Origin of the sequence: Thomasclavelia ramosa DSM 1402 (assembly GCF_014131695.1) — a bacterium.
GTDB classification, from domain to species: domain Bacteria; phylum Bacillota_I; class Bacilli_A; order Erysipelotrichales; family Coprobacillaceae; genus Thomasclavelia; species Thomasclavelia ramosa.
This window is the reverse complement of the sequence record NZ_CP036346.1, coordinates 683,179-705,099: the sequence shown is the minus strand read 5'-3', so window position 1 is coordinate 705,099 and position 21,921 is coordinate 683,179. Positions and strand designations below refer to the sequence as shown.

Below are 21,921 nucleotides of genomic sequence, written 5' to 3'. Positions count from 1 at the left end.
CCTTCACTAATACTAAATTATATGAAAATTATATCTTATTATACCCCATTAGTTAGATAATAATCATAAAAAAACTAGGTATAAGAGTATACCTAGTATCAAATATATTTCTATCCTATCAATTCAATATTTTTTTAATCTTATTTTATTAGCTGCTGACTACCTTTATAAATTTCTTGGGTTATCAAGATTATATTCTTTAGCAATTTTTTTGAAATTATATAAAAGGTAGCGATGACGTACTAAATCATCCGGCTTACTACGATACAATGTTACAATTCCATAAGGATCCTCCATTACAATTTGATGATTCTCCAATGTATCAAATAAACTTAATGCATTTCTTTGATTTAACACTTCAAAGCGACATATATTATTATCTTTAGTAATTATATCTAAATCAAGATAAAATCTAAATTCTGGCATCGGCCATGAAATTATTGATCTTGAACACATTGAGATTTTTGTACTCTTAATTTCACCGTAAGGAATTTCAATCTCCTCATAATTAGTATTATTGAACCTGACAGCATCCTTATCGAAATTTAAAACACGATTACGTAATGCAGACGCTTCATCATATTCCAATCCATCAAAAATTGCATAAACAATCAATCGTGCAGTAGTAGATTTTTTGGGCTCAAACGTCTCAACTTTTACTTGACTGGTAGTATTTTCATTCTTCCTATCTTCTGTTTTTTCGCCAACAGAATTTTTTATTTCCCTCTCTTGAAATTCTTTTTTAGATTCCTTTTTAAGATTATTTTGAGGATTAAACAATTTTAATAAACTATCCTGTGTTGTTATCTTAACAATCTCATTAAAAAAATCAACTTGACTGCCATTTTGACAATCAATCCGATTAATAATTTGTCCATCACGTAAATAAAGAAATTTCTTTGCATAACTGGCAATCATATTATCATGAGTTACTAAGATAATTGAGGTTCCTTGTTGATTCAGTTCTCTTAAGATTTCTAGTACTTCATGTGAATTTTTAGAATCCAGATTCCCTGTTGGTTCATCACAAACAACAATTTTTGGCTTCGTTACTATTGCTCTAGCAATAGCAACACGCTGCCGTTCTCCACCAGAACATTCATTTGGCTTTTTATATAGAGTATGGCTAATATTTAAGCGTTCACCAATCTCATTAACGCGTTCCTTAATTTCTTGTGGAGAAACTTCATTTAAAATCAAAGGTGTAGCAATATTGTCAAAAACAGATAATGATGGAACTAAATTGTGATTTTGAAAAATGAATCCCAAATATCGATTACGATAGTCACTTAGTTCAGCATCATTCATCTCACCGACAAAACGATTAAATATTTTAACTGCTCCACTACTTACTTCATCTAATGTTGATAAACAATTTAATAATGTTGATTTTCCGGAACCACTTGGCCCCATAACACTAATAAAATCCCCTTCCTCTAAGATGAAATCGACATTTCGCAATGCATAAAAATTAGCGCCACGTTTTAATAAAATATCCTGATCATATATTTTACTAATATTATTCGCCGTGATTAAGATATCTGACATCATCGTACACCTCCTTGATTAATTTACGATAACTGACGATCATATATATTGACATAAATGTATATAAAATAATATAAATTGCAATCATTGTGATAAAAGTATTGTAAGTAATCATATTAACTAAATAACTTTGATATAATAAGGATCCATACATAACAATTGGGAATATCACAATTAAAATAATAAACAGCATCATCTCTTGGTAATGAATCTTAAAAATACTTTTTTTGTTGTAACCTAAAGCCCGCATTGTTGCAATTACTGAAGCTCGGGTTGGCAAATAGATCATAAAGCGAATAATAAAACAAAGGAACATTGACGCCATTAATGCAAAAAAACTCATCATCATTGCATTTTGCACGTCAATCGAAACTGACTGCAAGAATAAGAAACTAATAATTATTGGTACAACAACAGCTGAAATATTGATCATTGCTGTCATTACGTCAGTAAGATCTTTTAGATTACTAAGTGATATGATCCAGTTCTTTGATTTTAGTAAGACTTTATTATGCAATAAGTCAAATAATAAAGGAAATGTATTATCAATGATGAGGACCTCACCTAATAATGAAAAAGCAAAATAAGTAGGTAAATTATTATTTTCAATTGATCTTAACATTGGCGTAAAACCTATATATATTAGTAATATTCCTAGTATTGTTGATAATATTTTTCCTTTTGGAAGCATATCAATAGTTTTTGGCTTTTCCCCCTTTAAAGCTAAACCACTTGACATTAATTTAAATGGATTAAAATTAGTTGTTTTTCGTGGCACATGATTCATATAGCCAGCAATATCAGTTTTGATCCTCATAAATTTTCCCATATCAATAACGACCACATAGATCATTTTTGTTAAGAATAAAGCGCCATAAATAATTAAAATATTCGTTAGGTCAACTGTAATCACAGCATCATAAATAGCACTATACATATAAACCCAACCCCAGCCAATTAAAAATCCAAGCGCATAGGAAATTAGAAATAGCAATCCAAATTGAATTAAAATATAGCGAATTATCTGCTTCATATTTCGACCACAAAGCAGTAATAATGAAAACTCCTCGTTTTTATTATTAATAATGTAATTATTCACAAACAAGGTCAATGCAAATGCAATCATGATTACAATTCCTGTGACTAACTGCAGAATATAGCCATTTGCAAAATCCACTTCAATATTACTAGTTGAATACATCACAACCGAAATGAATTCGAATGATGATAACAGTGATAAAACTGCTAATATCCCTAAATACAGTTTTTTCTGCCCGGAAATAATTTTTTTAATAAATGTAATCATTTCCAAATCCTCCCTTCACTAAATTCTTTATCTACTTTAAGTATACGCTTACATTTTTTAAATTACAAATATTATTATAATTATTTTTAAGTGAATAACTATTATTTATATTAATCATATGTAAAAAAAGTAATTAAATTCATCTTTTAATAAAACAGCCCCTACAAATGATACATATCATTCATATGGGCTAACTATTTTTATCAATCAATTTTTCATATTCATTTATAGGCATTGGTTTATAGTACACATATCCCTGAACCAAATCACATCCTACTTCACGCAAAAATTCTACCTGCGAAACTTGTTCTACACCTTCAGCAACCGTTTTAATTCCTAAATTATTGACCATCTTAATAATATCTTTAATAATTAATTTAACTTTATCCGGATTATCTGAATCTTCAAAAAAAGCACTATCCAACTTTAAAACATCTATTGGTAGATCTTTCAATAAATTTAATGAAGAATACGCTTTTCCAAAATCATCCATAGAACAAATAAAACCATAATTTCTTAAATCATTAATAATTTTAATTAGTAAATCTGTTCTTTCAAAAGCAACACTTTCAGTGAATTCTATCTCAATCATTCGATCGGGAATACCAAATTCTTGTTTTATTTGGTAATACTCATTCACAAATTTAGAATTGTAAAACTGCACTTTAGATACATTAACCGAAACAGGATAACATGGTAACTCTTCATCAATTCGTTTTCTAATCCAGCTACAAACTTCACGATATACATATTTATCTATCTCCTTAATATGCATATTTTTTTCAAAAATAGGGATGAACAGATCGGGATAAATCAATCTATCTTCACTCTTCCAGCGAACTAATGCTTCTGCACATGCGATTTTACCAGTTTTAATATTGACTTTAGGTTGCAAATATACAAGAAATTCTTGATTGTCTAAAGCTGTTTGCATCCTATTTTCAATCATTTTCTCCATATGCAATTTATTTCTAATTGCTTCAGTATAAAAAGCATAGTGTTCTTCAGAAGTTCTTTTTATAGTATCTTGAGCAAAAATAGCACGATCAATGTACTCATCGATAGTAAGTTTTTCAATAACATCTTCATAACAGCAAATACCACAACAAAGCCTGATTTGATAACCATTCTTTGCTTTCTTTACATAATCAATCAAAATTTGATCAATTTCTATTTGTTTTTGTTTTAACATTTCTTTACTCTCATAATGACGCAATATAATAAAACTATCAGCATTATTTCGAGCAAAAGTTTCATTTTTATCAATACTATTTGCTAATACAGCTGCATACTTTTTTAATATTTTATCACCAAATTGATATCCAAAGACATCATTAATATACTTAAAATGCTCTATATCAATATACAAAAAAGCAAATTGACCTTTTGTTTTCTTAATAATATTTCTTGCCTCTAAAACAAATTTAAGTCGATTATTTACCCCGGTCAAGTTATCACGGTAAGCTACGATACTCAAAGTATTATTTTTGCGTTGCAATGTTATCATGCTTCGTAAATAAAAAATAATTATTATAGACCATGTCACTAATGAAATTCCTGATAAAATCATCAACATCATTAATAGATAATTACTTTGTGTCGTAGTATAATAGTCAACTGCAAAGACAGTATCGTTTGCTATCTCAAATAAATCTTCACTATCACTAAGCAGTTTCTCATGACCATTTCCTTCGCGTACTAGAACTATATCCATTTGGATTGCTTCCCAAATATTTTTTAATTTATTTAAATCTGTCCGGTAATCTTCATCATCAAGATTAATTAGACTATATTTACCAACTCCCATATCTAACTCTGTAAGAATCTCATCAATATAATCTTTTAATTCGTCATTTGGCTGATCAGTTAATTCTAATTTGACCAAACGCTGGCTCGCACCACGAACAATCCCAACATAATTAATCAATGTCCCATAATCACGAATTTTATATAAAGTGTGAACTGATATTGAGCATAATAGTATTAATGTTAATAAAAAAGCGGGTAACCCCAATCTCTTTAGTCTCATCTCTATCACACCCTATCACCTTAATGATATGCTAATCATTAGGATAAAACAAGCAAATGCCCTCATTTTTACATTTTTTGTAAAACGCTTACATTTTTATCAAGTGATTTACACAAGAAAAGATTTAAATATCAAATTTTTACTTTTATAATACAATTAACATATATGTTTAAAACAACTAGTTGCAAAATATGATTGAATGGAGAATATCATGAAAACAAGAAACTTAATCGCAACATCATCATTAGCACTTACAATGATGCTAGGAATAGTTGCCACCCCTTTATCAGCACAACAAACATACACACCCGGTGTGACGGTAGAGAAAAATACTAATCCAAAATGGGAAGCAGACTATACAGCAACCTTCATTTACAAAGATAAAGATGCGCGTGATGCAACAAATGTTAGCGTAAGCGGTGGTTTCCAATTTTATAAACCCGAAGAAGTACAGTCATTTGCAAATACTGGTGACGGGGCTAATATCCCATGTTATAATGCTTATCAATATCAAGATGGAATGTTCGCTGGAGGGTACAATCTTAATGGTGATGCCGCAAATTATTCAATGACTGAAATTGAAGATGAAATCTTTGAGGTAACGATCCCTTTACCTGCAAATGAATACTTTTATGCTTTCAATATTGAATATTCAGATGGCAGTAGTGAAACTAATGTCAAAGATCCTGCTAATCCCGCACTTGCTAATGATGGTTCAGATGCTGGATGGAGCCTATTTTATGTAGGTAATGGTGAGACTAAAGGACAAGAATATATCAGCCCTCGTACCGATGGTAAAACAGGTACTTACTCATTTGTCAATTATTTAGCTGAAGATGGAACTACTCAACCTTTAGGAATCTATCTACCGAATGGTTATGATGCTAATAAAACATATAAAACAATCTATGTTTCTCACGGTGGCGGGGGTAATGAGGTAGAATGGATGACTATTGGTGCAGTTCCAAATATCATGGATAATTTAATTGCTGATAGTTTAACTAAAGAAGCAATTGTTGTTACAATGGATAATACATACTTCAATTGGGACTATGATCGTATTATTAATAACCTATTTAATAATATTTTGCCTTATATCGAAACACATTACAATGTATCAAAAGAAGTAAACGATCGGGCATTTTGTGGATTATCAATGGGATCTATGACAACTACGACTTTATACCAGACCCATCCTGATCAATTTGGATATTTTGGCTGCTTTTCAGGAGCTAATGTTCCAGTTGATGTAAGTAAAGTTGCACATCTTGATCAACCAAACTTATATATTACTGCTGGCTGCATCGATATGGCCTTAATGAATGATAGTTATAATACTGCGAGCGATCGTACTACAACTGGATTCGTAGATAAGCTAAATACATTAAATCTAACCAATTACAAATTAGAAATTTTAAATGGTGCTCATGACTGGTACGTTTGGCGTGAATCGTTCACTAACTTTGTAAAAGATCACTTGTGGACTAAAGATGTTAAGATAGAAACGCCTAGTGAAACTCCTGTTATTAAACCAGAAACACCTGCTTCATCAACAAATACTACTACTGCACCTAAAACAGGTGACGATTTAAATCTTGCTGTTGCTGGATTATTTATCATCATCTCAGTGACAACTGGTGTAGTTATAAAAAAACATTACTAAATACAATAAAAATCGTAAGTTCATGATATCTCTTAACAAAAAAGATATCAAACTTACGATTTTTTTATTACTCGTACTTTATAAATTAATTCAGAAATAATTTGACTTAAATAAAATAACGAATAATAGCCATCATTAATTGATTTAGGAATGCCATATTGATAAATATAATCAAATATTTTCTGCTCAGCTAAATCATCTTGAGCAAAAACAACAAGTTTTAAATTCTTCTGACTCGCTTTCTCTACTACTCGTTTTTGAATTTCACTATAAAAATCATTGGACACATTTAACAAAACCAAAGTATCTCCATCTTTAAAAAAATCACTATGAATATCTTGAAATTCCTGTAAATCAAATAAATATGCAGGAACTTCATTCGCCACCAAATCTAACTGCACAGTATAAAAGTCAATCATTTCATGAGTATCACCAATAAATGTAACACTACGGCTATTAAGCAATAATTTGGTTATAGCAACAAGTTTTTCCATGTCCAAATTAAGTTTTGTCTGACGAAGATTGCTGATAGCTTCAACATATAAAGAATCAGCTAAATTATCCAATGATGTACGCATAAACTGCTGCATATTAGATACCGTTCTTACCATATTTAAATTACGAATAAAATAGTCTAAACCATCTTTAAAATCCTGGAAAGAACTGTATCCTATCTTTTGAACAAAGCGACTAACCGAAGCAATAGAAATATTTGCTTCTTGAGCAATCTGCTCTAATGAAACGGTTTTAATATCACCAATATGTTCAATGATAATTCTAGCAATATTGTATTCATTAGTATTAGAAAGATTTTCATTACAATATCTAAAAAAATTAAATCCCAACTGCTCGTGTCTCTTCATAAATTCCCTCCATTTTTTATATTATATCAATTAAATATCTTAATTAAAAGGAATTCTCTTTAAATGTCTAGACACATAAAAATAACCGGGACCGGTTATTTTTATAAAGACATACTTTTACGGTCAAAAATTATTCCACCTCCCCCATAACAAACAATCATTACTACAAGTAATCCTCCTAACATTAAATAACCTTCATTATTACCGTTAATCAATTTTTGAGGATCAAATAAAGTTAATAATGTTGCAAATTTAAGTCCTTCCATACTTCCTTGCATATTCGAAAGCATTTGAATCATAATAAAAACTATCGGGATTCCCGCTCCAAATAACGATGCTAAGCGGTACTCATTAAAAATACAAGAACACATATAACAAATTCCTGTTAATGTTAACTGTAAAATGAAAACTCCTAAATTTAAAACCAAATAAGCTCCAATATCCAAATCACCAGGAAACATCAAAGCACTACATCCAAGCCCTAAACCTGTACAAAAAGCAATTAAAACAAATAAGTTTGTTATGATAACCAGCATTTGTGTAAACCACACAGATCTACTCTCAACGCCACTACATAATAAATAACTCATCACACCATTATCAACTTTTCGAACAACTAAACGTAATGCTAGTAAAATTCCAAAAATCAAAGGAAAAACAATCATGATTAAACCATATAAATAAGTAGAGAGAAAATCAATCAGTGTTGTCGGGGTACCACTCATTCCTACCATTGCCATTATTTCAGGCATACTTTTAGCAAATGTTTCTAGCGCTGTTCCTAGCTTAGGATCATACATTGCTAACATGATCGTTGTATACATTGTCAAAATCAAACAAAAAATAACTAGTATCTTATAATTAGATTTCCATTCTAATTTAAATAGCGCTTTATTGAACATGTTGATTTCCTCCATAAAATTGCATAAAAATTTCTTCTAAACTTTGGTGTGCAATATCAAAATTCATTAATTCGTAGTTATTTAAACAACTGATCAATTCATTAATTTCATGCTTTATTACAACCTCAACAACATTATCATCAGCATTTCTAATTGTAAAAGATTCTTTTTGAAATTTGTAAGCATCTTGATGATTTTTAAATGTTATTATATATATCTTTTGTTTCGATTTCTTTAATGTGTCAATATCCTCAATACTCACCATTCGTCCTTGACGAATAATTCCTACCCGATCACATGTTTTCTCTACTTCTTCAAACATATGTGAGGACATCAAAATAGTCTTACCACGCTTCTTTTCTTCAATAATTAAATTAATAAACTCACTTTGCATTAAAGGATCAAGTCCACTAGTTGGCTCATCTAAAATAAAAACAGCTGGATCATGCATAAAAGCTACTACCAAACCTATCTTTTGTTTCATCCCTTTTGACATCTTTTTGATTTTTACATGAGGATCAAGATCAAAGCGTTCAATTATTTCTTCAGCACGCCCCAAATCCTTCATTCCCCGATACTCAGCCATAAATTTAATAAACTGAATTCCAGTAACCTCCTCCATTAAATTAATTTCTCCTGGAATATAACCAATCTTCTTTTGAATCTCTGCAATTTTCTTACTACAATCCATCCCTTCAATTAAACAGGTTCCTTCTTTAGGAATAATAAACCCTAACAAATGTCTAATTGTTGTAGTTTTTCCAGCACCATTAGGTCCTAAAAAGCCAAAAACTTCACCTTTTTCGATTTTAAAAGAGACATCAAATATTCCTTTATCATTACCATAATCTTTTGTTAAACCATTAATCTCAACAACACTCATATAAATTCCTCCCGATAGAAATTCTCTTTTATAATATCCAAATATCTAAAATACTCATCTTGAATCTCTTTCATATTAACATTTTCTAAATCCTGATATCTATCCATATATCCTTGCGACATCCAATAAATTATGTTCCAAACTTCTTCAGGATCAACTCCTGCTTTAAACTTACTAATATCAGCACGTTTAATTAAATTATATGATGCTATTACCTCTGCATATAATTGTTCATAACTATTTCCTACTATTTCCTTACGATTTTGGTAATAGCGCAGTGAAAAGCCATAAATATATGGATATTTAGACATCATTTCCATTTTGCCTAACACTGCTAATTTAATTGCATCAAAAAAATCTTTACCATCTATAATATTCATTTTTTCAAATAACTTCATCACTAGTCTAGCGCTATATTGTGCTAAGTACTGATACAACTCTAGTTTATTGTGAAAATAATAAAACAATAGTCCCTTTGATATTCCCGCTTTGGCTGCAATATCATCGGTTAATGCATGTTTATAATCATTTTTACTAAATACTTCTAACCCTGCATTAATAATGGCCAGTCTTTTTTCTTCGTTTAATTCAAAGAATTTTTGGTTCATTTTATCACCCCTTTGACTGACTTGATTAATTAAATTATAGCAAATTGACTCGTTTCAACAACCCCTCGTATCAATCTTTATGCAATCTTAATAGTCCAAAAAATAAAGACCAAAATGAAATATTTTGATCTTTTCATCATCCTATCTTACTAAACTCTTAGCTAACCAAATATCTGGTTTTCCTAAACCATTGGCATCAGGAATCACCCCAACTATTTGATATCCTATCTTTTGATAAAACTCATAGGGATGTCGTTCAAGATTCCTAATATTTTTTATCTTTGAATATAGATCATCAAATAAATTAGTATTAGCCAATGTTGTTTTATCAAATTCATCATCACTGCCTAAATAAATGGTACAGCAGCCACAATTCTTAAGCTCATTTTCTAATGCTGTACAAAGCTTTGTACCAATACCTTGACCTTGCCACTTTTTAGAAACCGCCAAAGGATGCAATTCCCAAGCAGTGATTCCATACTGGGGAATAGCCCCAACCAACCCCATCAATATATCATTTTCAACTGCCCCCAGCATTATTCTATTTGTCGATAAACATTTTGTTATTTCTAGCTCGGCACAATCTTTATATGCATATGGAAATGCTTCAATCAATAATGTAGCTGCCTGCTGACGATAATAGGTTAAATTAGATGTTAACTTAATTATTTCCATATTTTCACCCCTTTTACTTATATAATACCATCTATTTTACTTTAAGCTGCTTAATTCTTATTTTTATATTATTAATAATATAAAAATAGGCTGTAACTAAATAGAATAAATTTATTCTAGAGGGGTTATACCTCTTTTTTATTTCAACTGTTTTTGGATATTCATAAATGTAATGTAAATATCTTTATTTTTAACTATTATAAATAATTATTTCTCTTTTCGATACTTTCTATGTTGGTTTTCAAGAAATGTGATACTAGAATAAAAACTGTACCAGTTAAATGAAAAAAAGCAATCAGCCCTTCATGCCTACAAAGCTCATATCACTTTCCTTTCTTAATAGAACTGCTAGCTATCATATAGATTTACCTCAAAAGTATTCTAACAAAGAGTCCAGTTTTTAGCTATTTAAAATACTTATTTATTAAATCATTTATATACATATCACCCCAATATCATATTTCCTGCAAAACAGGCATTAAAGACTCCCCCGCTTTGAAAGATAGTATTCTACTTTTGGAGAAATTTAAGGATATTCTTTTCTTATAATGAAATAATCAGCCTCGAGTTCTTTTAATTGTGTACTTAACATTTTGTGTGATATAGTCCCCAATGGACGTTTTAATTCACTATATCGCATTAATTCAGTTTTCCAAAGCTAAAATAAAATATTCATCTTCTATTTGCCACCTATAATTGACATTGTATATTCAAGATGGTTTTGAATTAACTGCTCCATTTGTTTACATCTATACTTATTTTTTCTTCCATTTTAAACTCTCCTTTTAGATAGTATCTTACCTAAAAGTGCATACTGTTATTTTTGTTAAGGTAGTGCTATATTACACTTAATAAAAAGAAAAAAGGAGTAATGATGATGAGAAATTTAGATAAATCAATTTCAATCAACGGATTGACGTTAAAAAACAGATTAGTAATGCCCCCAATGGCAACATCAAGTGCTAATGATGGTGAAGTAAGTCAAAGAATTCTTGATTATTATGATAAGAAAACAAAAGGTGGATATATTGGATTAGTCATTACTGAACACAGTTACATTGATATTCAAGGAATGGCCAATCCTAAACAAATGTCAGTAGCAAAGGATAGCGATATAAAAGGATTAAAGCAATTGGTAAATATAATTCATAACAATGGAAGCAAGGCGTTTGCTCAAATAAATCATGCCGGTTCAATGGCAAGAGGAACAGGATTACCTACTGTTAGTGCAAGTAATACAATACCAATAACAATGAAAGAATCCAATATCGAAATACCAGAAGAATTGAGTAAAGAACAGATTCAATATATAGTAAAAAGATTTGCTGATGCAGCCAGACGCGTAAAGTTAGCAGGTTTTGATGGGGTAGAAATTCATTCTGCACATGCATATCTTTTAAATCAGTTCTATTCGCCAATAACCAATCATAGAACAGATGAATATACTGGTACAACACTTGAAGGTCGATTGAGAATTCATAAGGAAGTTATTGAAGCAGTTCGAAGTGAAGTTGGAGAAGACTTCCCAATTGCTTTACGCTTAGGTGGGTGTGATTATATGGCTGGCGGCTCAACAATTGAAGATTCCATTAAAGCCTCTCAAATGCTTGAAAGTTATGGTGTAGATATCCTTGATATAACTGGTGGAATAAATCGCTATATGATTCCATGGAATAAAGAGCCAGGATATTTTTCAGATATGACAGAGCATATTATGGAAAAAGTTTCTATTCCAGTTATTTTGACAGGTGGAATAACTAATGCCATGGATGCTGAAAAACTACTGCAATTAAACAAAGCAGATTTAATTGGTGTTGGTAGAGCTATTCTAAAAGATGATAGTTGGGCAAAAAATGCAATGGAACAAAAATAATGCAAATACTGGTATCTATAATACAAGTATTTGTTGAATTACGATACAATAAATTCGGAGATGAATACTATCTCCGGAAATGCGGCAATGACCTCTAAAAAATTTAAAAAGAAAGTAAGAAAAGTTTCCAAGAAGTTAGGAAAAATTGCCTAAAACTTATATTTAAAACCATTTTTAAGATGGTAATTCTTCTTTACCATATCATATTTATTATTAATTTAAAATGTATTTTGAAATTATAAAATTTATTACAATTAAAAACAGATAAATTTGTATGTACCTAAGAAAAACATTATTCATTAATATATTAGAAAAATTATAAAGGAGAAGATACATACCTTTTATATGGGGCTTTGAATATAATGGGGAATTGATTACTTGTTTGAAATCACATGCCATAAGATTTATAAGATAATAAAAATAATGTATTTTTAAGTATATATTTTGATATTTAATCTTATTTAAAATATAGATTACAGTGTATATGAATAGCGATACAGCTGATAAACAATTATTTCTTGGATTTTGGGATTAATATAATAACTATCTTTTTCTTTTGTGAGTAAGGTAGTTATTTTTTCTATAATTATCTCAAAGAGTAATGTTACCACTATCGCTATAATTACGATTTTTTGATATTATTTTCACTATATAATTTCTAAATAATCAAAAAAGACAAGAAATAAATACCATGCTATAATAAGTACTGAAAAAGTTTAAATTGTAATGTAAGTTTACTATTTTAATTTTGGAAAATTATTCAGTATATTTGGGACATAATAATATAATGGGATATATTTTTATCAATTGCTATAGTATTTTTTAAAAGGAGGTAAAAATGAAATTAATATTAAGTGATAAATATCTAAATCTTGACGTATCAGATCATTCTAATACAAAATTTATAGATCTATCATCATTAAATATAGCTAACTGCACTGGATGCTTTGGCTGTTGGACTAAGACACCGGGGAAATGTGTTATACGTGACGATGCAACAAAAGTATATCCGTACATTGCCAAGAGTGATAATTTAATTTATATCAGTAAAATATTATATGGTGGTTATGATACCCCTATGAAGACAATGCTTGAACGTGCAATTCCGATTCAAAAGGCATTTATTAGAATACTAAACGGAGAAACACATCATGTTCAAAGAAGTGTAGAATTGAAAAATGCTACAATTATTGCCTATGGAGAAATAGACACTGAAGAAAAAGAGATATTTAAAGCTCTGGTTGAAAGAAATGCTAAAAACATGAATTTTAAACACTATAAAATATTATTTACAAATGAACAAAACCTAGAAAAAACTGTGAAAACGGAGATGATAAAATGGAGCGAATAGTGATATTAAACGGAAGTCCGCGAGCACCTAAATCAAATTCTAAATGTTATGCAGACATTTTTTCAAAAAAATATAATAAAGACATTGAATATTACAATATAACAAAGCAAAATCATGATAAATTATGTTCTAAAATGAATGATTTCTCCGATATGTTACTGGTTTTTCCATTATATGCTGACGGGATTCCTGCTACACTTTTAAATTTTCTTAAAAGTCTTGAAAACAACTTACCAGATAAAAAACCAGTAATTTCAGTAATAATAAATTGTGGATTTTTAGAATATACACAAAATGATTTAGCAGTTAAAATGATAGAGCTGTTTTGTAAGAAAACAAATTGTGAGTTTGGATCTGTTTTAAAAATTGGTAGTGGAGAAGCAATCCTAAAAACCCCTTTCAAAATATTTGTAACAAGAAAAGTAAAGAAATTAGCAAATTCAATCCTATCAAAAAACTATAAAACACTCCATATAACAATGCCGCTCACCCCAAAATTATTTATTAAAGCATCAACAAAATATTGGATTAAATATGGAAACAGAAATGGTATCACAAAAGAACAAATGGATACAATGAGTATAGAGGATGACAATACCTTAGTTTAACAGCTATATCAAAAAGGAGCTCTTATGATTTTAAATGTAGTTAGTTTTGATGAAGCTGCGCTCCATGTTCTTTTATACTAGCAATTATTCATATATTGTGTTTTTGGATAGAAGTTTAGAGTGTTTATCGAGAGCTCAACTAGATTATATTTTACATCAAGTCCAAACAGCCCAACTAATTTCAATATCTTCTGTTTTAGAATTTTAGTCCCATTTTCTATTAGCTAATCTTTATTTGAAAATCTCGGAGCATCATCCTTAGCATCTATTTGAACTTTTTGTACAAAATAATCATTATTTTCATCTATTAAATCAACAATAAAATTATATATTCCATCATTATACTCAGTAATATTCTTTTTAATAGCTTTATGCATTAAAGAAAAGAACTCAATATAGCTTATATTTGCAGTAAGTATTAATCCTATACAATCCTCTATATTGTTTTTTTGTATTATGTATGCCTACAAAACTCATATTGCTACAATCCTTTTTTAATAAATAATCAGCTGCATACATTATATTACCGCCAATTGTATTCTATCAAAATATGTATTTATTTACTGCTTTTAGAATATTAAAACAAAAAATCTCTTTAGTTTTGTTTATCTAAAGAGAAATTTTATATTATAAAAATGTTAGCAAATTTTAAAGATGCTTTTGCAGCAGATATAACAATCATAATATTTTTTCTTTATCTGTAAGCTAGATTAATATAATATATGGAATGATAACTACTATTTTATACTATTCAGTTCTATCTTAGTATTCCATATCGATGATAGTCAAATTAGTCTGAATCTGATGATTTCAAACAATGTCAAACTGCAACATTTTTAAAATTGTCATATGCATTAAATTATATATCATTTATTATCATACCTAAAGACATTCTTCGTCAAAATGATAAATCCTTAATTGATTTTACACAACTTTTTGATATCATGCATTAAATAATCCTTCTCTATTAGAGGCTTGAATATATTTAAAATATTATCATCTAATTTATTCAAAATCTGAATATAGATAATTGGATGATAGTCAGCAAACATAATAGTTGATGGATTATTTTTTATGAGTGACAAAATTGCATTGAGATTTCCATCTGAAATATCAATACTATGTTTTGTGCAAATCAATCTTAAATCTTCAAAAGACATTTCTTGTATCTTGTGATTAATTGTTTTTATGGTATCATTCATAAACATCATACCTCCTTGCAATAGCAGTGCAACGAAAATGTCTTTATACTTTAATTATACTAATATTCAATAAGTTGTAAATTTATATAATAAGATTTTGTTTGATATTCAAAACAAAATTATCAAAATAGAATTAAGAAATATATATAAAGAAAATAATTTTACCAATACCATCAAATTAAGATGACAACATTTTAATTCAAAGGAATTATCTAAAATTAATTGCATTGAATTGTTATTTTTTTATAAAAAAACATATGATAAAAAGTGGCTGTAATGATTGTGTAGTTTTTTAGCTATTTTAGAGTATTACAGTTCTTTTTTTGTAAATTAAAATAAATGATAAAATTTTAGCCTTTTTACTCTGTCTTTTCCTCATTAATTTACTGTTTTTTGACGCATTTTAAAAGAATTACCTTATTTTTGAAAAAATTTATATCTCTAATTTTACACCTGCTGGTGTTCTTTTAGGAAGCTTTCCATAGATTGCTTCATATTTTTCATCGATGGTATATATGTTTTTAAATCATTACCGTTACGCTGATATATATAATTCTTATAATTCCATCACTTATCCCAAATTGGATATTATATTCAGATTTAAATACATTTGTATGCTTATAGTAATCGTATTTTATATGCATAAATGTTACATCAAGATCTATTTTGAAACAGCTGTTACGGTTTCCCGGCATATCTATATGAATAGTATATTCCCATCAAACATTTTGTGATAAAAACAGATTGGTTGGATTAAACTATTGCGTCACAGGCAACGTGCATAACAGTGTATCGTTTTTCCAACGTATGCGTTACTAAATGAAGAATATAAAGATAGGACAAAAAATATATGTTTAAATCCAGAATATATCACACTGACAATTTGTAAGACGATATTAGAAAACAAACAAAAGATGTATGCACCATATAAAAGATCAATCACAAAAAAAGCTACATTAAAAAATATGAATATGTATGTCCCAACATAAAGATTTTAGAATACAGCGCTACAAATAAGTTAGGATATAGGAAATACAAATTAAATCCATAGAATTGCAAAAAACATCACAATTTGAGATATACAAGAGTAAAAAGGTCTTAAGGAGAATCAGCATCAAGGACTAATGATTTTTGCGTATCACATTCTAAAAATAATAGCAAGATAGGGGAACAACACTGTATGTAATCCAAAAACGCTATTTTTCTATAAGTTAGTCAATATAAAAAAAGCGATACTCGTTTTGGAGTATCACTTTGTCAAAAGTCTGAAAAAGCGTTCATCATAGAGTGCTTTTTGCACAAGACAAAACCACAACATAATTATTTACCCGTTACAGCCTCTTTCTTAATATTTCTATATTCTTTAATGTATGGATCCCGATAAAAAGAATAAGCTAACTGTAAACACATACAACACCAAATTACCGGTTCACAAATAATAACCCCAAAATATCCTAACAATGGAATAAACAGCCAAACAAATACTATTTTCCCAATAAATTCAATTATGCTTGAAACTAAAGGAATAATCTTACGCCCCAATCCCTGTAAAGAATTTCTAAGATTCAATAAGATTCCTAACATACAATAAAATGGAGCATTTAGCATTAAATATAATGAACCATTATCAATTACTACTGCACTACTTGACCCTGACAATAATTGAACTAGAGTTGGGGCAATAAAGAATAATACAACTGTTGCAATAACACTCCACCCTACTGCAATTAAATTAGCATAACGGACCCCTTGTCGAATTCGCAATCCTTGATTTGCCCCTTTATTTTGTGAAACAAAAGTAGATAGGGCTAGACCCAATGTTGCTGCAGGCATCATACAAAAACTATTTAATTTACGAGCAGTAACATGTCCAGCAATAATTAAATAACCAAATTTGTTGATGGCGGTTTGCAAAATAACAGTTCCTGTAGAAACAATCGACATCATTAATCCCATCGAAAAACCTTGCCCTGCCAATTCTTGATATAGTTCCCTGCTAATTTTAAAATGCTCTTTGTGAGGAAGCAAAATAGGACATTTTTTATAAATATAATAAAAACAAAGAATTGCCGAAACTCCTTGAGCAATAACAGTTGCAATAGCAGCACCTTGAATTCCCATATTAAATTGAGTAATAAATAATAAATCTAATCCTACATTCAAGACTGAAGAAATAAGTAAAAAAACAAGCGGCATTACACTATTGCCAATTGCTCGCAATAATCCAGCACACAAATTATAAGCAAACATTACCCCAACAAAAATAGTAATCATAAAAATATAATCATATGCCTCATTAATTATATTTGCTGGTGTATTTAATAATTCTAATAGCGGATATAAACAAAACTGTGAAAAAAGCATTAAAATAATAGTTAACAAGATTCCTATTACGATTGATCCCGCAACTGATTTTTTTAACAAGTTCTCATCTTTAGCACCAAAACTTCGTGCTGTAACAATACTTAATCCATTTCCTACCCCTAAAGCAAAACCAACTAATAATTCATAAATAGCACCACATGCTCCAATTGCCGCCAATGATGTATCCCCTAAAAAGTTTCCTACGATCATCGTATCCATGGTATTGTAAAGTTGTTGAAAAACATTAGCCACAAATAATGGAAACGCAAAGATCAACAATGATTTTAAAATTGGATCTTTGGTTAAATCAACTTTCATTTTAAACATAATTTTCCCTCTTTTATCTATTATAACTCATATTATTGTATTCCTATTATCGCCACTTTTCAACAATATCCCTTTTCAAAGAATGAAAAAACCAAGTTAACACTTGGTTTATAATGTCGCAATAAAATCTTTTAATATTTCGTAACAATTTACAAATGATGCAACTTCCATACGTTCATCTGGAGTGTGGATGTCTGCCATATTAGGACCCATCGTAATAATATCTAGCGCTGGCATCTTTCCTTTAAAGATTCCCGTTTCTAGTCCACCATGAGTAGCTACTTCTTTTACTTCTGCTCCAGTACGTTTAAAATAAAATACTTTAAATAAATCACGTAATTTTGAATGTTGGTCGTAATTCCAACCAGGATAATAATTTGCTGGAGTAATTGTGCCACCAAAGGCATCTGCAATAATATCTAATTCATCAACCATGTTCATCACAGCGCTTTTCATTGGTGAACGTAGTAAATAATCTATTTTTAATTGTTTATCTTTAATTGATACTACACCCATATTTAATGAAACCGTTGTCAAATCTTCAATCACTAATGAACGTTCGACAAAACCACTCTTAGCTGCCATCATTAATTTTATAATATCTTTTGATTCTTTTATACTCAACGTTTGCTGTGCAATATCATTATTTAATGATAACTCAACTTTAACACCAGGATCACTAATTTCAAATTCTTCACTAAAATAATCTTGATACTCATCTGCCACTTCCTGAAGTAACTTAAAATCACTTGTACTAGCAAAAACAATTGCACATTCACGGGGAATCGCATTATTTTTTAATCCACCATTTAGATCCACTAGCTGGATATCTAAATTTGCCTTGATCATACCATACATAACTCGAGCAGCCAATTTATTGGCATTTCCTTTACCGCGATGAATTTCACCTCCAGAATGTCCTCCTGATAATCCTTTTATTAATAATGTATAAGTTGGATTTTCATTACTAGTAAAATATAATTCCTTAGTAATCATTACATCACAGCCTCCTGATGAAGTTGTGCAAATTTCTCCTTCATTTTCACTATCTAGCCCAATCATTCTTGTCGCCTTTAATAAACTTGCATCAAAACCTAACGCTCCATCAAGACCAACTTCTTCGGCAACTGTAAAAACACACTCTAAAGGTGGATTTTTAACATTAGGATCACTTAAGATTGCCAACATATAAGCAACTCCATAGCCATCATCTGCTCCTAATGTCGTCCCATTAGCACTAACATAGCCATCTTCAAGATACAAATCTAATGGATCATGTTCAAAATCATGATTACTATCTTTATTCTTTTCATTGACCATATCCATATGTGCTTCCAACATCAGTGTTTCATGATTTTCATATCCTTGACTAGCTTCTTTGTAAATAACAATATTATTTAAGTGATCCCGATGATATCTAAAACCTTTTTCTTTCGCGAATGCTTCAACAAAGTCAGCAATCTTTTCTTCATTATAAGAGCCATGGGGAATTTTACAAATTTCCTCAAAATAATAATTAACTAAAATCTCTGTGTCTAAAACAGCCATTATACCTAACCTCCATTTTCACTATTTTTATTATAACAAAATGTTTAACTAATTAACAAATCAAATTAAATGATGTATAATAATATTATTAAAGGACTTTAATAATTATTTTAATTTAGATTAACCTGTCATTAAATATCACAATCATGTATAGCTTTTAGGAGGACTAGCCAATGAAAAGACAGGCATTAATACTAAGCAGTATTTATTTGATTATAATGTGTCTAGGTTATATTTGGTGCTATCCTTTTTTCAAAATAGAAACAATTCTTTTTGATTTGATCTTTAGAACAGTTTTATGGTCAATATCTAGCTATGGATTATATATTGTCTTGCTAATACTAAAAAAAATTCAGTTTGTTAAAAAACATTGCCATTAGCAAACCATTTTTAATAACCTGCCTCCCTTACATTTATTTAATTATATTTCTTGTAGAAGGATTCATTGGTTTAGTAATGGTTTTTGTTTTTAAAACATATGTTTTTGCTTACTCTTTTTTCTCAATATTAACTATCCTCCATGCAATCAAATTATCTCAAGATCTTCTCAACAATTATTGTACTTATTAATAATGCAGGAGTGGCGGAATGGCAGACGCGCTAGTTTCAGGTTCTAGTGAGATTTTCTCGTGTGGGTTCAAGTCCCATTTCCTGTACCATAATTAATTTAAAGTTTGTCGATTGTTATCTACAAACTTTTTTGTATTTATTTAATAGCCTAAAGCCCCCTGCTAAACTCACACTAAAGTGAAAAAACTTTTACTCTAGGTTACTATCTGATAGAATATAAGAAAAGCGAGGTAAATAAATATGATTAGAACACGAAGATCAGCCTTCTTAAAATAGAAAAACTAACTATATATAAATCAAGGAATTTTAGGAACATATAAAACAATGAATCTAAGTTATACTATTTTTCATTTCGACGATGAAACTTTTTCTATCCTATGGAGTGAATATAATTATAAATTTAAATATTTCTATCCAAATTACTTAAATAATCTTAAAACTTACGGTGAAATTAAAAAATATTTCCTAAACAAGAATCTGTTAATTCATTTAACTTTTCCTGTCCACCCTAGGTAACATTCAATGAGTTTTTTTAACAATTAATGATAAGCCACATTACTTATTACCAATTTTCGCAATTGGTAAATACTACAAACAAAATGATAAAACTCTTCTATCACTATCAATTAGAGTACATCATCAATTATGTGGTGCTTACCATGTTTCTCATTTTATTAATGAATTACAAATTATGATTAATGAACATAAATTTATAAAGGAATAATGATATGATTGAAATTAATAAAAAACTAGTACAAAACTTAATTAATGAACAATTTCCTCAATGGAAAGATTTAGTAATTGAACCAGTCGCTAAAAGCGGACATGATAATCGAACATTTCATTTAGGATCAAAGATGACTGTCCGTTTGCCTAGTGGTAAAGGCTATGCAGCCCAAGTTGAAAAAGAACTTACATGGCTACCTTATCTCCAAAAACATTTAACCATGACAATTTCTTCGCCAATAGCTAAAGGTTATCCAAGCTGTGGATATCCATTTTCTTGGTCAATCAACAAATATATAGAAGGTGATACTTTAACAAAGCAAAACATTAATAATTTAAATGAATTTGCTGATGACCTAGCTAAATTCTTAAAAGAATTTCAGAAAATTGATACAACCAATGGTCCTCAAGCAGGACTTCACAACTATTATCGTGGTGGTTATCTAGCAGTATATCACAATGAAACAATCGAAGCTTTAGAAAATCTTAAAACCGTTTTACCAACTGAGCTGCTACTGAAAATCTGGCAACGTGCCCTTAATGCATCAGTATCTGATTTAAATGTTTGGGTTCATGGCGATATAGCCCCTGGCAATTTACTTGTTAAAAATGGTAAATTAGCAGCAGTAATTGATTTTGGTGTTTTAGGTGTTGGAGATCCTTCTTGTGATTATGCAATGGCTTGGACTTTTTTTGAAGAAGAAAGCCGACAGCGATTCTTAAAAAAACTAGATCAAGGGATGATTGATCGTGCTTGTGGCTGGGCTTTATGGAAGGCCCTGATCACATATAATAGCGATGAAGCAGAACGTGCGGAAAATGCTCAATATACAATCAATGAAATTATTAAAGATGAAAAAAAACTTGGTTAAATC

General features: G+C 29.6%; 20 protein-coding genes and 1 tRNA gene. 8 read left to right on the top strand and 13 right to left on the bottom strand.

From position 1 onward, the window contains the following. Window positions 1-165: 165 nt before the first annotated feature. The 3 genes from EYR00_RS03410 to EYR00_RS03400 form a co-directional block, all read right to left on the bottom strand. Entirely contained in the window at window positions 166-1,548 is a 1,383-nt protein-coding gene (locus EYR00_RS03410) for an ABC transporter ATP-binding protein (RefSeq protein WP_009299557.1), read from the bottom strand. Further along, window positions 1,520-2,854, bottom strand: a complete 1,335-nt coding sequence (locus EYR00_RS03405; protein WP_003538681.1) for an FtsX-like permease family protein — start codon at window positions 2,852-2,854, stop codon at window positions 1,520-1,522. Before EYR00_RS03405 ends, EYR00_RS03410 begins: the two co-directional genes overlap by 29 nt. A 190-nt stretch (window positions 2,855-3,044) precedes the next feature. Beyond that, complete coding sequence (locus EYR00_RS03400; protein WP_003538684.1) at window positions 3,045-4,883, bottom strand: putative bifunctional diguanylate cyclase/phosphodiesterase; 1,839 nt, start codon at window positions 4,881-4,883, stop codon at window positions 3,045-3,047. A 211-nt stretch (window positions 4,884-5,094) separates the two neighbouring features. Between EYR00_RS03400 and EYR00_RS03395 the strand changes: the two genes are divergently transcribed. Then, entirely contained in the window at window positions 5,095-6,546 is a 1,452-nt protein-coding gene (locus EYR00_RS03395) for an alpha/beta hydrolase (protein ID WP_040434409.1), read from the top strand. 53 nt (window positions 6,547-6,599) lie between these two features. Here EYR00_RS03395 and EYR00_RS03390 read toward each other — a convergent pair whose 3' ends face one another. The 6 genes from EYR00_RS03390 to EYR00_RS15755 form a co-directional block, all read right to left on the bottom strand. Further along, window positions 6,600-7,409, bottom strand: coding sequence for a MurR/RpiR family transcriptional regulator (locus tag EYR00_RS03390; protein WP_003538688.1), 810 nt, complete (start codon window positions 7,407-7,409; stop codon window positions 6,600-6,602). A gap of 101 nt (window positions 7,410-7,510) precedes the next feature. Beyond that, window positions 7,511-8,311, bottom strand: coding sequence for an ABC transporter permease subunit (locus EYR00_RS03385; RefSeq protein ID WP_003538689.1), 801 nt, complete (start codon window positions 8,309-8,311; stop codon window positions 7,511-7,513). Continuing rightward, a complete protein-coding gene (locus tag EYR00_RS03380; protein ID WP_003538691.1) occupies window positions 8,301-9,194 on the bottom strand; it encodes an ABC transporter ATP-binding protein in 894 nt (297 codons plus the stop codon). The genes EYR00_RS03385 and EYR00_RS03380 overlap by 11 nt, the downstream gene beginning before the upstream one ends. After that, window positions 9,191-9,802 carry a TetR/AcrR family transcriptional regulator gene (locus tag EYR00_RS03375; RefSeq protein WP_003538693.1) on the bottom strand — a complete coding sequence of 204 codons (612 nt, stop codon included), beginning with the start codon at window positions 9,800-9,802 and terminating at the stop codon, window positions 9,191-9,193. Before EYR00_RS03375 ends, EYR00_RS03380 begins: the two co-directional genes overlap by 4 nt. A gap of 141 nt (window positions 9,803-9,943) precedes the next feature. Further along, complete coding sequence (locus EYR00_RS03370) at window positions 9,944-10,477, bottom strand: GNAT family N-acetyltransferase (RefSeq protein ID WP_003538694.1); 534 nt, start codon at window positions 10,475-10,477, stop codon at window positions 9,944-9,946. A 526-nt stretch (window positions 10,478-11,003) separates the two neighbouring features. Continuing rightward, on the bottom strand, window positions 11,004-11,069 hold the full coding sequence (locus EYR00_RS15755; protein WP_230328614.1) for a hypothetical protein: 66 nt from the start codon (window positions 11,067-11,069) through the stop codon (window positions 11,004-11,006). Between the two features lie 285 nt (window positions 11,070-11,354). Here EYR00_RS15755 and EYR00_RS03360 point away from each other — a divergent pair, with 285 nt between their 5' ends. The 3 genes from EYR00_RS03360 to EYR00_RS03350 all read left to right on the top strand — a co-directional run bounded on the left by EYR00_RS03360 (window position 11,355) and on the right by EYR00_RS03350 (window position 14,309). Next, on the top strand, window positions 11,355-12,350 hold the full coding sequence (locus tag EYR00_RS03360; protein ID WP_008792154.1) for an NADH:flavin oxidoreductase: 996 nt from the start codon (window positions 11,355-11,357) through the stop codon (window positions 12,348-12,350). An 838-nt stretch (window positions 12,351-13,188) separates the two neighbouring features. Beyond that, window positions 13,189-13,701 carry a flavodoxin family protein gene (locus tag EYR00_RS03355; RefSeq protein WP_003538696.1) on the top strand — a complete coding sequence of 171 codons (513 nt, stop codon included), beginning with the start codon at window positions 13,189-13,191 and terminating at the stop codon, window positions 13,699-13,701. Further along, window positions 13,689-14,309, top strand: coding sequence for a hypothetical protein (locus EYR00_RS03350; protein ID WP_003538697.1), 621 nt, complete (start codon window positions 13,689-13,691; stop codon window positions 14,307-14,309). The genes EYR00_RS03355 and EYR00_RS03350 overlap by 13 nt, the downstream gene beginning before the upstream one ends. A 224-nt stretch (window positions 14,310-14,533) precedes the next feature. Here the strand turns inward: EYR00_RS03350 and EYR00_RS03345 are convergent, their stop codons facing one another. The 4 genes from EYR00_RS03345 to pepD all read right to left on the bottom strand — a co-directional run bounded on the left by EYR00_RS03345 (window position 14,534) and on the right by pepD (window position 19,750). Further along, window positions 14,534-14,686 (bottom strand): hypothetical protein, encoded by a 153-nt coding sequence (locus EYR00_RS03345; RefSeq protein ID WP_003538698.1) that lies wholly within the window; start codon window positions 14,684-14,686, stop codon window positions 14,534-14,536. 537 nt (window positions 14,687-15,223) lie between these two features. Beyond that, window positions 15,224-15,511, bottom strand: coding sequence for a hypothetical protein (locus EYR00_RS03340; RefSeq protein WP_008792158.1), 288 nt, complete (start codon window positions 15,509-15,511; stop codon window positions 15,224-15,226). A 1,320-nt stretch (window positions 15,512-16,831) separates the two neighbouring features. Further along, window positions 16,832-18,202 (bottom strand): MATE family efflux transporter, encoded by a 1,371-nt coding sequence (locus tag EYR00_RS03335; protein WP_003538700.1) that lies wholly within the window; start codon window positions 18,200-18,202, stop codon window positions 16,832-16,834. 108 nt (window positions 18,203-18,310) lie between these two features. After that, entirely contained in the window at window positions 18,311-19,750 is a 1,440-nt protein-coding gene (gene pepD, locus EYR00_RS03330; RefSeq protein WP_003538701.1) for a beta-Ala-His dipeptidase, read from the bottom strand. 574 nt (window positions 19,751-20,324) lie between these two features. On the opposite strand from pepD, the gene EYR00_RS03325 reads away from it, so the two are divergent. From EYR00_RS03325 to EYR00_RS03310, 4 genes are all read left to right on the top strand, one after another. Next, window positions 20,325-20,409, top strand: a tRNA-Leu gene (locus EYR00_RS03325). A 202-nt stretch (window positions 20,410-20,611) separates the two neighbouring features. After that, window positions 20,612-20,836: a CatA-like O-acetyltransferase gene (locus tag EYR00_RS16035; RefSeq protein ID WP_368735794.1), complete on the top strand. Its 225-nt coding sequence runs from the start codon at window positions 20,612-20,614 to the stop codon at window positions 20,834-20,836. Window positions 20,837-20,858: 22 nt separating this feature from the next. Then, complete coding sequence (locus tag EYR00_RS16030; protein ID WP_081446388.1) at window positions 20,859-21,044, top strand: CatA-like O-acetyltransferase; 186 nt, start codon at window positions 20,859-20,861, stop codon at window positions 21,042-21,044. A 4-nt stretch (window positions 21,045-21,048) separates the two neighbouring features. Further along, complete coding sequence (locus tag EYR00_RS03310) at window positions 21,049-21,918, top strand: aminoglycoside phosphotransferase family protein (protein WP_003538702.1); 870 nt, start codon at window positions 21,049-21,051, stop codon at window positions 21,916-21,918. Window positions 21,919-21,921: the final 3 nt, after the last annotated feature.